Origin of the sequence: Niallia circulans NBRC 13626, assembly GCF_001591585.1 — a bacterium.
GTDB classification, from domain to species: Bacteria; Bacillota; Bacilli; order Bacillales; family Cytobacillaceae; genus Niallia; species Niallia circulans.
Window position 1 is genome coordinate 174,884 of record NZ_BCVE01000002.1, and the last position, 14,114, is coordinate 188,997.

Annotated in this window: 10 protein-coding genes; all 10 read right to left on the reverse strand. The window is 36.5% G+C overall.

Annotated features, from left to right (window positions below; genetic code table 11):
- Positions 1-132 precede the first annotated feature (132 nt).
- The 10 genes from BCI01S_RS03320 to ftsY all read right to left on the reverse strand — a co-directional run bounded on the left by BCI01S_RS03320 (position 133) and on the right by ftsY (position 14,004).
- Positions 133-2,892, reverse strand: coding sequence for a VWA domain-containing protein (locus BCI01S_RS03320; RefSeq protein ID WP_235844433.1), 2,760 nt, complete (start codon positions 2,890-2,892; stop codon positions 133-135).
- A complete protein-coding gene (locus BCI01S_RS03325; RefSeq protein ID WP_082809994.1) occupies positions 2,876-4,771 on the reverse strand; it encodes a vWA domain-containing protein in 1,896 nt (631 codons plus the stop codon). Before BCI01S_RS03325 ends, BCI01S_RS03320 begins: the two co-directional genes overlap by 17 nt.
- Positions 4,683-5,543, reverse strand: coding sequence for a DUF58 domain-containing protein (locus BCI01S_RS03330; RefSeq protein ID WP_061796718.1), 861 nt, complete (start codon positions 5,541-5,543; stop codon positions 4,683-4,685). Before BCI01S_RS03330 ends, BCI01S_RS03325 begins: the two co-directional genes overlap by 89 nt.
- Positions 5,540-6,550: an AAA family ATPase gene (locus BCI01S_RS03335; protein WP_061796720.1), complete on the reverse strand. Its 1,011-nt coding sequence runs from the start codon at positions 6,548-6,550 to the stop codon at positions 5,540-5,542. Before BCI01S_RS03335 ends, BCI01S_RS03330 begins: the two co-directional genes overlap by 4 nt.
- Before the next feature lie 8 nt (positions 6,551-6,558).
- Positions 6,559-8,118 (reverse strand): DUF8809 domain-containing protein, encoded by a 1,560-nt coding sequence (locus BCI01S_RS03340; protein ID WP_061796722.1) that lies wholly within the window; start codon positions 8,116-8,118, stop codon positions 6,559-6,561.
- 7 nt (positions 8,119-8,125) lie between these two features.
- Positions 8,126-8,971 (reverse strand): ABC transporter permease, encoded by an 846-nt coding sequence (locus BCI01S_RS03345; protein ID WP_061796724.1) that lies wholly within the window; start codon positions 8,969-8,971, stop codon positions 8,126-8,128.
- Entirely contained in the window at positions 8,968-9,900 is a 933-nt protein-coding gene (locus BCI01S_RS03350) for an ABC transporter ATP-binding protein (protein WP_047939973.1), read from the reverse strand. Before BCI01S_RS03350 ends, BCI01S_RS03345 begins: the two co-directional genes overlap by 4 nt.
- Positions 9,897-12,242, reverse strand: a complete 2,346-nt coding sequence (locus BCI01S_RS03355) for a DUF8725 domain-containing protein (RefSeq protein ID WP_061796726.1) — start codon at positions 12,240-12,242, stop codon at positions 9,897-9,899. Before BCI01S_RS03355 ends, BCI01S_RS03350 begins: the two co-directional genes overlap by 4 nt.
- Before the next feature lie 365 nt (positions 12,243-12,607).
- The gene (locus BCI01S_RS03360; RefSeq protein ID WP_061796729.1) at positions 12,608-12,874 is read right to left on the reverse strand and encodes a hypothetical protein; all 267 of its coding nucleotides are present in this window, start codon (positions 12,872-12,874) and stop codon (positions 12,608-12,610) included.
- Between the two features lie 140 nt (positions 12,875-13,014).
- Complete coding sequence (gene ftsY / locus BCI01S_RS03365; protein WP_047939970.1) at positions 13,015-14,004, reverse strand: signal recognition particle-docking protein FtsY; 990 nt, start codon at positions 14,002-14,004, stop codon at positions 13,015-13,017.
- Positions 14,005-14,114 lie beyond the last annotated feature (110 nt).

Sequence of the window (14,114 nt, forward strand, 5' to 3'; positions counted from 1 at the left end):
TTTAACACATTATTTCGGACTTGACTTCTTGCCCCTTGCTCGGTCACAGATGGTACTTCTCTATTACCTTTTCCACCTCAAAAAACTGCAGACAATCAATAAAGTTTGTCTGCAGTTTCATACCAATCTGATTCATCGCTTTTTCTTCCGCTTCATTTGTAATAATTGTTCCAAATGATTTTCGCTGTCTACCTTTTCCGTCTTTATCTTCTCTCGCGGTTTTTCTTGCTTTTGTTTCGGTTCTCTGCTTGAAACATCTTTCTTTAAAGCAACTGGTCTTTCTTTAGGTGCTCCACTTTTTTTCTTCTCTATAGAAGATATTCGATTCTTTTGACGCTTACCTCTTTTTCTCTTTTCAAAGACAGGGAAAAATTTCACTGGTAATCCAAGTCTTCTAATAGCAATTTCGAAAAATAGAAGCAGGAAGCTAATCAGCAGCAAGATTTCGGTAATTTCCTGCTTTTGTTTAACTGGATCCTTTAACGGACGAAACGCTTGTGATTCTTTCTCCAGCTGAGATCCGTTAGTTATCGCCAGAAGCTCAGCAAGCTTTTCTTTATTTGCTCCGGTAATTAAATATTCGTCTGAATAGGGAACGGTAAATCCTGATTGGTAAACAGTAACGTTTCCGTCCTCATCTGTTTGTTTAACATGAATAAAATAAAGACCTGGATCATCGTCAACATCCACTTCATATTTTCCTGGAGCAATCATTTTTGTATTTCCTTCCACCGTATCTCCTCTTTCGGAAATAATGGTTGTTTCAATCGGAAGCATCGATAAATGATCAGCGGTTATCGATAGATAGGTTCGGTCTTTCGCTTTTTCAACGGATAAAGAATATGCTTCCGAATCGTACTGTGGCAGGGTATTTGCGACCATTTTTGTCATAAAACTACTCCATTGGTTCCAACGCGCCCAATCTCCTGCCCACATACCATTTACATCAGAAGTGAAAGCTATTGCCTTACCTAAACCGTATTGCCATTCCGCTAGAACAGGATCTTTTTTTGTACTCTCAATTGGAACGGTGCTTTCTGATTTTGGCGTTGTTGCGATATAGGCATTCATTTTTGGTACCCCTTTACTAAACAAGGAATCCCATCCGTAGCCAGACTTTATTTGAGGATAAAACGGATTATCCTCAATATAAGTTCTTGTCGCCATAACAGTTTCTCTTGATAGAATCGAAGGAATTACCGAAGAATCCTGTACATCATAAAAACGTCCAGCTCCCATTTCCGCTAATTCTTCTAATAAATTCCGATCTGCATCCGCCCCCAAAGCCACTGTTGAAATTGTAACGTTTTTCTTGCTGCCATTATTAATTAACTCTTCATAATTATTATTCGTTGCAGATTGTCCATCTGTTAGCAAAATAATATGTTTTCTTTTTACATCTAAATCACTGATTTGCTCATAGGCTTCCAGTAATGACCCATAAATTTCGGTTCCGCCGCCAACTGGGACAGAACGAATCTTCTCTACAACTTCCTCTTTATTTTTCAAAGGTTCAGGTTCTACAATAACCCACGGTTTATCATCAAAAGCTATAAATCCTAATGTATCAGTCTCTTGAAGCAATTCTACAGTCCGAGCTGCTGCTTCTTTTGCTAACGAAAATTTCGATCCGTCCATGCTTCCCGAACGGTCCAAAACAATCATTAATGCCAGTGAGGGCATTTCCTTTTTCCCTTTTATATCCATATCAACAGGCAATAATTTTTCGATAGGGGTTTGAAAATATCCTCCTAACCCGAAACTGTTTTCTCCACCCGTCATGAGAAAACCGACACCAAAGTCTTTAACGCTTTTTTCAATAAGACTCATTTGCTTTTCCGTAATATCTGTTGCTGCAATATTATTAAAAATAATCGACTGATAGTTTAAATAGCCAGAAAGCACAGTAGGAAGCTGAATAGAGGAACGAACCTCTACTTTATACCCAGCAGCTTCTAATGCTTGAACAAATGCTTCATTGGGACTATTTTGCACTACTAAAATTTTCGGAATGGTTTTAACCGTATTGACAACCTGAAGCTTGTTATTTTCAGCATAGGCATCATTCATAAGTTCAACTTCTGCTTTATATGTTACCAAGCCAGTCTGTTTTACAGGAAACTGAATAGGGATTACATTTGTACCTTCTTTCACTTTGATAGACTTTGAGACAATTTTATGATTATTTTCATAAAAATGTAGTAATCCCGTTTTCGCCTTATTACTTTCAATTGTTACAGAAACATTTGCTTGTTCCCCTTCAAATAAAGTGGACGGCACTTCTACATCTGTAACAGCAGTATCTTCATATAAAGAGGGCTCAAGCAGCACAGTGTCTAATTCAATGGAGCGGTTTTTTAATAATTTTGCCGCTTCAGTAAGATTTCCCATCGTTTCGTTCCCGTCGGTAAACAGTATAATCCTACCGCCGCTATTATTGGAAAAAACACTGCTGGCAAGGTTAAGCGCCCCTTCAATATTTGTGTGGTCTTTGCCTAACTCCTCATTCCATTTCGGAAAACGAAGTTCATCTTTGCCCATCATTTGCTCTATAGTTGTTTTTTCTCCGAAGGAAAGAACACTATAGAGATCTTTTTCTTTTTTATATCGCAAGCTTTTTTCCAGCCATTCAAGCTGCTGCTCTCCTGCATCTTGTACACTTGCACTGCGATCCATCAGAAAAACAACTTGGTTTTCTTTTTGCGGCAGAACTATTTGTGGAATGGCAAGCGCAAGAATTAATAGAGAAAAAATCAAGCTTCTTAAAAAGAGAATAACTTGTCTTTCTTTTCTATTTGACATCATCCTTGATTGTTTCCAGTACCGATAAAGAAGAAAGACAATAGGAAGAAAAATTAATAGAATGAATGGGTATTTAAACTCTATCTGCACGTCGATACACCTCCCATTCCATACATAAAGTGATCAGCGCAAGCAAACATAAAATATACCATAACCAATCATTCTGCGTTTTTGTCATTTCATTGCCTATTAGTTTATCTTCATTTAGAACAAACGACTTTTGCGTAGCAGTCGTCTTCTCTCGATCATCTAGATTTACTGAAAAATAAAGAATTTCAGAGCCATTTGTCAATTGATAAACACCAGGCAGCTTTGGTGCTTGGAAACCATCATCCAATGAGAAGGTTCTCACTAATTGGTCGCTTTCATTATAAATATCCCACTCTGTTTCTTTGCTTGTTAAATGAATGGTCCGCGATTCTAATGGCTGAAAATCACCAACATAATTGGATTGAGAAGAAAGCCATTGATACATATTATATAAAAAGATCGGAAAACTTGGATGTAATGGCCAATCACTATCTTTTAAGTCAAATTGAATAGCTATAGCGGGCTGATTATTCCATTCACCTTTTTGAATTAACGGCAGTTCTCCACTTTTAACAATGGGTTTCATCGTTTTCATTGTCTGCTTCGTTGCACTTGTGATAAAAACATCCTTCATATCGACATGTAAAAGTAGTTCATCCTCACTTGGTTCTATCACTGTTTGCACTTCTTCTTTTTTTCCACCTGTAAAGAAGAAAACAAATGGGCCTTCGATATGTTCGGGTAACGCAGAACCAGATAATAGGAAAATACCATCCTGTTTTGTGAGAAAATCTTCTTTATTCTCCATTTGGATAACTTGAAGACCGATCGCCTCAAATCCTTTTACCAAAAAAGGATTCATTTCATTATCAGTATACATAGTTGTTGCCTGTTTATTTAATACAGCGGTTTGCATATTATCAACTAAAAAATCATCTGTTACATTAAGTTGGGCACTGTAATAAGATTTCTCAGGAAGATCGTTTATCGCAATTACTTTTCTTTCCTTTGGCTCTAATTCAATATCTTGTTGATAAAGCACTGTTTTTTCACTTTCAACTTGAAAAGGTATTGTTTTTTGGGAATCTGTTTGGTTTTCCACCATCGCAATTCCCGCTATTTTATCGGCATTTTTTGATACACCAAAAGATAAAATTGAAACATTTTCTGCTTTTTCCTGCTCTTGATTATGTACTTTTACATAAAAAGAATCGATATTTTTTATTCTTTCCTTCTCTACCCCATCCGAAAAAATATGAATGGCCGTTTTACCCTCTTTCGCTAGACTTGCCGTCAGCTCTGTTGCACTTTGCCAGTCTTCATGTGTATAGGAAAGTTCTAGCCCTTTGATTGCGGCACTTATTTTATCTCGCTCTGACTCATTATGCAGAAGTATTTGAGGACGATCATTTACCTCTAAAATCGTAACGGCTTGATTTTTCTGAAGACCTTTCATCATTTCGAGTGCTTCTTTTTTACTATCTTCTAAACGGTTAGAGCTACTACCATTCGCGGCCATCGAAGCCGAGGTATCAAATAAGAATATGATTTGCTCCCCTTTCATCGTTTCTTTAGCAAAATATGGTCCTACTAATGCAAACATCAAGAGTAGCAAGCATAGAAGCTGCAGCCAGAATAGAACATTATTTTGCCATTTATGAAACCAGGAGGATGCCCTCATTTCCTTAAGAACTTCCTCCCAAAGTAAATTGGAGGGGATAGTTTGTTTTGTATATTTTTTGCGAAAAAAATATATTAGGATGAATAATCCAATAAAAATTAGCAGCAAAAAATAATAGGGTTGTGCTAAATGCATTTTGTCTCTCCTTTTGGCTCGTAATGAAAAAGAATTATTGAACCAATCCAGCAAACGCCAGTTCTCGTAAAATAATCGTTTGGATATCCAGTTTATCGCTGATTTGGCAATAACGGATACCATTTGTAGCACAAAGAACTTCTAGTTCTTGATTATGCTGATCGAGTCTTTTTCTATAAAGTGTTTTAATCGAGCTATTTAGACTTACATCCACGGTTTTTCCATTTTCACTATCGACTAATTGTATGTCACCAGATAGATTCGGATGAATCTCGCTCTCACTTAGTAATTGAATCAGCCATATTTGCTGATTGCGGTATTTTAATCGTTTAAAACTTTCCTCAAATAATGGCAAAGCTTCTAAACCGTCTGTTATCAAAATAATCATTTGTGTCGGCGCTTTTATAGAACTGCTTAATGATTGTGTGAAGCTTTCATTAATCGTCTGCTCCTTTACATCAACAATCTCATAAAAGGTTCGTTTATTATGAACTGAACCTTTGCGATGAAAGGAATGCTTTGTAGAAACAACAGAAAAACTCAGTCTATCTTCATGGGATAATGTGATATAAGCTAAGCCTGCTGCTAATTCTCTTGCTAGCTCCCACTTGGAAGGTATTTGTTTCATTGAGGCAGTCCCATCAAGGAAGATACTAACTGATATCTCCTTTTCATCTTGAAATCTTTTAATATATGGCTTATTAGTTCGGCCATATACATTCCAATCGATTTGGCGAATATCATCACCAGGATGATAGATTTTATAATCAGCAAAATCCAAGGAGGTTCCGTGAATATGAGATTTTCTTCGACCATTCTGCATTCCTGCACCCTTCGTCGAAACTTGCAGTCTTTTTCGGTTCATTCTTGCTAATAAGGAATGATAGTTCTTCATCGTCCCTTCCCTGCTTCAATGCGTAATGTTTTTTCCAAAATATCTTCCATAATTTGATCAGTCGTAATGCCCGCAATTTCCCCTTCAAAATTAAGCAAAATTCGATGTCTAAACACTGGTAGTGCCGCATAACGCAAATCTGCCATGGAGACATGCAATCTTCCAGAAGCTAATGCTCTTGCTTTTGCCATGTTTACTAAGGACTGCAGTCCCCTCGGACCGCTCCCTGCCTGAATATACTTATTTCCTAATTCTGTCGCATCCTCCGAACCAGGATGAGTGGCAGAAACAATATTGACAGCAATATCTAAAATATCATCCGCAACGAGAATTTGTTTGACAAGACTTTGTAAATGAAGAATATCCTCTACAGAGGCAACACGCGTTAATACAGTTGACTCCGTTCCAGTAGTCTTTTTAATAATGGCTTTTAGTTCTTCTTTTGACGGATAAGTAACATGCAATTTACATAGAAACCGATCTAACTGAGCTTCCGGCAATGGATAAGTTCCCTCCATATCAAGGGGATTTTGTGTTGCCAATACAAAAAATGGCGCTGCTAATTTTTTCGTTTCCCCCATAATGGTGACTGTTTTCTCCCCCATCGCTTCCAATAAAGCACTTTGCGTTTTCGGTGTTGCACGGTTAATTTCATCTGCAAGAACAATATGCTTAAATAAAGGTCCTTCATGAAAATGAAATTGTTGTTTTCCTTTATTATCAGGCTGCAGCACCATCGTACCAGTAATATCTGCTGGCATTAAATCTGGCGTAAACTGAATTCGCGCGAAGGATAAGTCCATGACTTCCGAAATAGTGCGAATCATCATCGTCTTTCCAAGACCTGGAAGTCCTTCTAAAAGTACATGTCCACCTGCCAGCATACTCCAAAGTACCTCATCAGTAATTTTTTCCTGTCCGACAATGAATTTGCCAATCTCCTCTTTCACCTTTTTAAGCAAAGCCTCTGCTTGGATAAAATCCTGTTCCACTAGTTCTTTTTCCATCTTTTCCCCTACTTTTCATTTGGTTTGATATCAGTAAAATAGTTCTTTACAATATTTTCTAAGTCATTTGGCAATTTATATCTTGAAGTACTTTCCCTGTAAGAAGCTTCATATTCTGAAAATACCTGTTCATACGGACGAATATTCCCTTTTAGAACGGGACCTTCCCCTTCTGTCATCTGACCTTGCTTGCCATTGCCTAATTTACCTGAATCCACTTCGACATTATCTTTTCCATCTGTTTTTTCCGGTACTGTTAATAATTCTCTGCTTCCGCTTCCGAATCCAGCTCCTGGGCCATTCCCATTCCCTGATCCACCAGCACCATTGCCTGAACCGGAGCCATTTCCTGAGCCTGATCCTGATCCATTGCTATTACCTGCACCATTACCCGAGCTGGAAGAACCATTATTTCCATTTGTTGAGTTGTCCTTATCATTCTGCCCTTGCTGACTACTGGTAGTTGTTTCTCCTGAAGAAGTTGTTTCATTATTACTTGAGCCATTGGCAACCGTACGAGACTTAGGGATTGTTATTCCATTTGCTAGACTTTCATCCTCCAGCTTTTTCCCTACCTGGTCAAGTTCTGCTTGCACAGTTTCTAATTGTTGCAGCAATTCCTCATTATTCAGCAATTCATCCATTTGTTTTAATAGCTGTTGAAGCTGTTCTTCTGATAATTGCTTATTTGCACCTGTCAATTGATTGAGAGCATCTTTTTGTTGATCTGTTAATTGTTTATATTGTTCGTTTGCTTTTTGTAATTCTTTCTGTACTCCTTCCTTATCTTTCTCTGAGATAGCCTTAGCGAGAGATTTCAAACCTGCCTCATTCAGCATGGATTCTGTCTGTTGGCGTTCCTTGCTTTTCTCTTGAATCTTTCTCTTTTGCAGCTGGAGCTCTTTCGCCTGTTTTTCCAATTCTGCAAAGGTTTTTTCGACCGTGTCCTTCTTTTCTAATTGCTTTTGGATTTGTCTTAGCTCTTTTCTCACCTGTTTATCTGTTTCTTTTTTTATCGCTTTTTCTAATTCCTTTTCCGCTTTAGCGATTGTTTTTATCTCATTCTCTTTTTTCTTGGCAGCTTCCATATTAGCTGATGGAAAAAACTGTAACAGTAGACAAATGATGAAACATACCATTCCTGAAAGAATAAATTTCGGATAAATATATCTTTTCTTTCGGCTTAATACAGCTAGTTGTTTCTCTGTCATTTGCGCTATCGCTTGCTTTACAACTACTTGTTCGACCGCACCTTCACTATGTAGATAGGAAAAGGCCGTCGTTGCATAATCATCGGCAACAAACTGATTATATAGTTTTACCGCTTGTTTTTCTGTTGGCCATTTTCTCCATAAACGGATGAGAGAAATGGAAACACCAAGACCCAGCACGGCGAAGAGATAGTATAATAAAAAAGGCAGAATAAAAAGATACGCCATTATGGAAAGGAGGAGAAATCCTCCTCCTATAAGTGCTAGTAATAGGCATAGCTCTTTTGCAAGCAACTCTCTCACAATAGATTTTCTTACTGGTTTGAGCAATTCCTTATACTGCTGAAGATTTTCCATAGACTTATCAACTTCCCTTTTTCATATTGGCACGTAAATTACGAACACTAATTGTTAGTGACAGTGCAATCACAATACAATAAGTAATAAGGTGGGCAGACCAAATCGGAAACTTAATGCCTGTCAATTCTTTAATTTGTTCCGAAACAGTTGGTTCAAATATATCTGCAAGCACAATACCAGGATTAAACATGGCACTAAAGTATACAGATGGAACTTTTGCCGGAGTCGCAGAAGCATGAATATTCGCTATTTGAAAAAGGATAAGAGAAATAACTGCCGTTCCAGCCACAATAAATAACGCAACACTATAGGTTGTCACCATACTAACAATTGTTTTGCGTATAAGGGTTGAAAATAAAACACCAAAGCTGCCAATGACAAGCATCGTAAATAAGCTGAAGAAAAATACTTGTGTTAACTGCGTTGGCGAAATCCCACCATATAAAAACACAAAACTATATATCGGAAGACTTGCTAAAATTAATAGTACTAAGTACGAAATGGACGAAAGCAATTTGCCGAGAATAATCGTAAAGCTGCTTTGGGTGGTTGTTAAAAGAATACTTAAGGTTTGTCTTTCCCTTTCACTACTAATTACCCCACCTGTCAGTCCTGGTGTAATAAATAAAACTAATCCTAATTGAACAAACGCCAAAAACATAAACATCAAGCGACTTTCCTGTGGTTTAAAAAATCCATTTGGGCTCGAGGTTCTGAGTACATACATTAAAGCAACCATCAGCAAGGTAAGCGCAAGCAGATAAAACAGAATTCCGACAAATGTTTTTCCTGAACGAAAACGTAGCTTTAGCTCTTTATTTAATACTGGATTCATGAAATAAGCTTTCAAGAGAATTCAACCTCCTTTGTAATCTCCATAAAGACATCCTCTAAATTGCTCTCCATCTCTGAAAAACTAATAATCGGAATTTCTTTTTGAATCGCTGTTTTTAATAATTCTAGCTGCTCTTTATCTCCACCTTTAAAGAGGAACTGAATTGCTTTGCCATCTTCCAGCACTTCTATCTTTGTAATTCGTGGACTTTCTTCCAAAAATGCAATCGTTTTTTGTACATCAAATGTTTTGACATTAATGATTTTTTCACTCTGTAATTGCTGTTGAATAGCTGAAACCGTTCCTTGCGCTACTAATTTTCCTTGATCCAAAATACCAATGACATCACACATTTCTGCTAGTTCTGGCAAGATATGTGAAGAAATCAGAATGGTCTTTCCCATATTCTTTAATTCTTTTAAAATCTCCCGCATTTCTATTCGTGCACGTGGATCCAATCCAGATGCAGGCTCATCTAGAATAAGAACTGCTGGATCATGAATTAAACTTCTGGCAAGACAAAGTCTCTGTTTCATCCCTCGCGACAAAAGATCAACATATTCTTTTCTCTTATGAGAAAGGTTTACTAGCTCTAACAGCTGCGGAATTAACTTTTCTCTTTGTGCAGCCGAAATTCCATAGCTAGCACCATAAAAATCTAAGTATTCTTCTGCTTTTAACTGATCATAAACACCAAAGAAATCAGGCATATACCCTAACTGTTTTCTTACCTCTTTCGGCTGTTTGATGATATCTGCACCATTTATCGTTGCTGTTCCAGAAGTAGGTGCTAATAAGGTAGCAAGAATGGAGAAGGTCGTAGATTTACCAGCTCCGTTCTGGCCGACAAACCCAAACACACATCCAGCTTCAATTTGTAAATCTAATGGTTCAAGTGCTGTAAACTTCCCATACTTCTTGGAAAGACCTTTAATTTCTATCATTCTTTTATCTCTCCTTTCACCTTAACAGTTGGCAATTGCATGTATGGGTCTCCATTTGTTGCTTTATTCACCTTCAGCGTAATTTTTCTATTTTCATCCAAATAGTCGGCAATCTTTTGTTTCTCCAATTTGAAAAGATTTTTTACTTCTTCATAATTTCCTGTGCGTTTATTATAAATACTGTATTTCACACCTGGAGTTCCGCTTGCTTGTATCGTAATAGATTCAAAAGCAATCGAGCTATCTTCATAAGATTTCGGAATTCCAAGTGTATAGAGATACTCCCCATCTTCTAACGTAAAATCATTTTCTTGGAAATTTTGATTATAGACAGTTCCTTTAATTACTGCTAGTTTCTGGTACATATCTCCTTCATTCAAGGTAAAAGGCCCAGGAAAATTATTGGCTATTGTAAGAGGCTCCATTATTAAATTAGTGCTGTTCTTCGTTACCTTTCCACTTGTTAAACCAACCTTGATGATATCCTCATTTGTAATTCCAATTAATAATGGATCTCCAGTTGTCACAGTCTGAAAATACTCCGTATTCAACACCAAGCCTGAAGCAACTAATTCTCTATATTCATTTAAATCATTTCCATTGTAATCATAAACATAGGAACCTTGATTCGAATCAGATGGTTTAGAAAAATACTTATGCTTACGAGAAACCTTAATTTTTTTTGTTTCTCCAGCAGCAAGAGAACCTAATTCGATTTTTTCCGTTCCCGACCATATAAATAGGTTGGAGAAATCATATGGAAAATGATTTGTTATGGAACCAGTAATCTCTTTTTCTGTTGTTTCAAACTTATGACTGAATCCACCTTCTACTGGGATACTGGACTTGCCGTACATAGTACGACTGGACCAATACTCTACATCCGGAAAAATCACTTCATTCTTTTTAATTTTTTCCTTTGTAACGGCCTTCGTTTGTAATTCTCCATATCCAGTAAAAGGAATAGGAGTATACAAATTTTTATCATACATAAATGTAAAATCACCAGATTTATTCGATAAAAGAGTTGTAGCTTGATATCCAGATAAATAGTTATTGCTATATTGATAGACACCCATTTCATTAAATTGCGGATTTCTTATTTTATCCTTTGCACCCGTTAGGAACACCGCAATCGATAAAAGAATCGATAAGCTCGGTATAATCCACCAAGCATGCTCCCGTTTGTCGATTCTTTTTAACACAACGTATAAAATCGGCACAATAACAAGCAAATAACCTGTCAAAATAATTAATAATATACTAGTGGAAATAGTGGAGCTCTCGAAATATTCATTTGCTTGCACAAAACTATTATAGAGATCACCAATTGGGTTACTGTTATATTGAGAATTATTGGCATGCTGCGAACTTTCAGCTAATAGTATTTTTTCTATCCAACTATTAAATCCGGACCAGCCAAGAAAACTGGAATCACTAAGTGAAAAGGAAGCTTGAATAATTTTTCCTTCACCGAGCTCCTTTTTCGCAATAATCGGCTGGTCATTATGTAAAACAATTGCTTCTGCGCCCTCTATTAAGGTAGATTGATAACCATCTATTTTCGCTTGCTGTTTATTTTTTGTGTCTAGAACCGTCAAGGAAAAAGGTTCTTTTTTGCCAAGTGCTAGCGGCATCGATGTTTCTAAATGACCGTATGCTTGCTTTCCATTTGGTTGTGCACCAGTAATCAAAATACCTCCATTTTCAATCCATTTTTTTATTGCTTGCTGCTGCTCATCCGTTAATTCACTCAGTGAAAATTGATCAACCAGCAGATAGCTCATTGTTTCAAGCGCTAATGCCTGATCAGGTATTTCTTCTTTGATCATTTCCGTTGTATAAATGGAATTACTAGGCAGCTTTCTTAAATCTTTAAATTTATCATATTGATCAGTAAGAATACCTAAAGTCTGTTCAGGGATAAGATTTACCCTTACTTCTTTTACTCCAGTAAAAGTTACTTCATCTCCATTCTGCCAGCTTCCGCGATATAATTTCATCTTTTTGTTAGCATAATCTGTATCAGAAGAAATCCCAGGGATTGTGACCATATAGGTCTTCTTACTATTTGCCGGGATATCGACAGAAACTAATGTTTGTCCTCCAGCTTCATAGCTTGGAGAATAGGGAATTAATAAATCTCCTTTAAAGTCTTCTCCTGTATTTTCCATTGTAACTTTTAATTGAAATCCTCTTCCATCCATTACCTTACCAGCTAATCCAGCTTCTGTTGTGATTTTTATTGTGTCAGTAGAAGCAGCATTTGCTTCTTTGACAATAAAAGTAGTGGCCAAGAACAAGATAAAACATATAATTATCACTTTCTTTACTTTTCGCAAACTATGTTTCCCCCATTTTCTATTTTTTGGTTCTAATTAATAAACGATTGACAGTTGTTTCCTCCCTACAGTAAATGACAAAAATATTATAATGTAATTTTACACTAATACAAACTTTTTATACATATATATTTTTGAATATTACAAAATAAATGTCTCTCCTTCATTAGACGAAGAGACTGTTGCAAATGTTTTATGTATTAGAAACTATTTTTGGGAAGCATTTAAAAAAACTTCTGTAACCTTTTAACAGAAGTTTGATTTTAATATTGTTCTATAATTATCGGTGCTAGTATTTTTTTGTAAAATACTCATTTCGCCTTCATTCAATCTTTAAAGGCAATTCAACTAACTTTGAACACAAGCTAGTTTAAATGGAAAAGGATAAGGATACTAGTTGGTATTGCTATTAGAATGGCACCAATTATTTTCATGCGCAGGCCAGATAAGCTGCTTAAAAAAAGATTTTCTTCTTCTAGCGTAAGGAAATTTTCTCCTTCTGCTCCTTTCAATTTTTTGGCTGGTAAGGAATCACCTAGTTGAGCATAAGCATGATGCTGAACAAGATGACCCTTTACTGTTAAGACAACGCCTCCAATAAGAATAAGCAATACAACGCTTTGAATAATCAAACGTTTTCCCTCCAAAAAAAGATATTACTTTTATTATTATTCTTATCCTTATTTTTATTACGTTTTTGCAATAATTTAACATTCAGTTAAAAAAAGATGTCGTAAGCTTCCTTTACGACATCTTTCCACCTAACTCTCTTTTACTCTTCACTTTGCTCTACTAAGTTTGAAAATAATCCATAGACATATTTTTCTGGATCGAAGCTTTGGAGATCGTCCATTTTTTCACCTAATCCAACAAATTTAACTGGAATATGTAGTTCGTTTCGAATTGCTAACACAATTCCACCTTTTGCTGTTCCATCTAATTTTGTTAGTACAATGCCACTTACATTTGTTGTTTCTTTAAATGTTTTAGCCTGTACTAAAGCATTTTGCCCAGTTGTGGCATCTAGCACGAGTAAAACTTCATGTGGTGCACCTGGGACCTCTCGTTCAATTACTCGCTTAACTTTTTCTAATTCCTTCATTAAATTCACTTTATTCTGCAATCTTCCAGCTGTATCACAAAGAAGAATATCTGCTTGACGAGACTTAGCAGCCTGTACAGCATCAAACATAACTGCTGCTGGATCAGAGCCTTCTGTATGTTTAATGACATCCACACCGACACGCTCTCCCCATACTTCCAACTGTTCGATTGCTCCAGCACGGAAGGTATCACCTGCAGCAAGCAAAACTTTTTTCCCTTCCTCTTTATACTTATGAGCAAGCTTACCGATTGTCGTAGTTTTCCCTACTCCATTTACGCCAACAAACAAGATCACAGTTAAGCCTTCTGCTTGCATATTAATCGTAGAGGATTGGTCTTCCCCATTCTGATAAATAGCAACTAACTTTTCGGAAATTACATCTTGTACTTCTTTTGGATCTTGAATATTTTTTCTTTTCACTTCTTTTTTTAGCTCATCAATTAGTTCCATGACTGTTTCGAAACCAACATCTGCTCCAATTAAGATTTCTTCCAGCTCTTCGAAGAAATCTTCGTCTACTTTTCGATAACGTGACACAAGTTCATTTACTTTTTCGGAAAAGTTATTTCTTGTTTTCGATAAGCCTTCTTTAAACTTCTCCGTTACGGTTGTAGTCTGCTGAGACATTTTTTCTTTTAACTTTTTAAAAAAGCTCATTATTATCCCTTCTTTCATTAAAAAATATGGTTATGTACATGTAAACTGCTTATCGTAAACATTAAAAGTTTCCAAGGCCTCTATCTTGACAGAGCAACAGGCCTCGGAAG

Excerpts from the sequence above, each read along its gene's own strand:
- BCI01S_RS03325 (WP_082809994.1), bottom strand. The coding sequence starts at position 4,771 with ATGGTATCCGTTATTGCCAAATCAGCGATAAACTGGATATCCAAACGA.
- BCI01S_RS03330 (WP_061796718.1), bottom strand. The coding sequence starts at position 5,543 with ATGAAGAACTATCATTCCTTATTAGCAAGAATGAACCGAAAAAGACTG.
- BCI01S_RS03335 (WP_061796720.1), bottom strand. The coding sequence starts at position 6,550 with ATGGAAAAAGAACTAGTGGAACAGGATTTTATCCAAGCAGAGGCTTTG.
- BCI01S_RS03340 (WP_061796722.1), bottom strand. The coding sequence starts at position 8,118 with ATGGAAAATCTTCAGCAGTATAAGGAATTGCTCAAACCAGTAAGAAAA.
- BCI01S_RS03350 (WP_047939973.1), bottom strand. The coding sequence starts at position 9,900 with ATGATAGAAATTAAAGGTCTTTCCAAGAAGTATGGGAAGTTTACAGCA.
- ftsY (WP_047939970.1), bottom strand. The coding sequence starts at position 14,004 with ATGAGCTTTTTTAAAAAGTTAAAAGAAAAAATGTCTCAGCAGACTACA.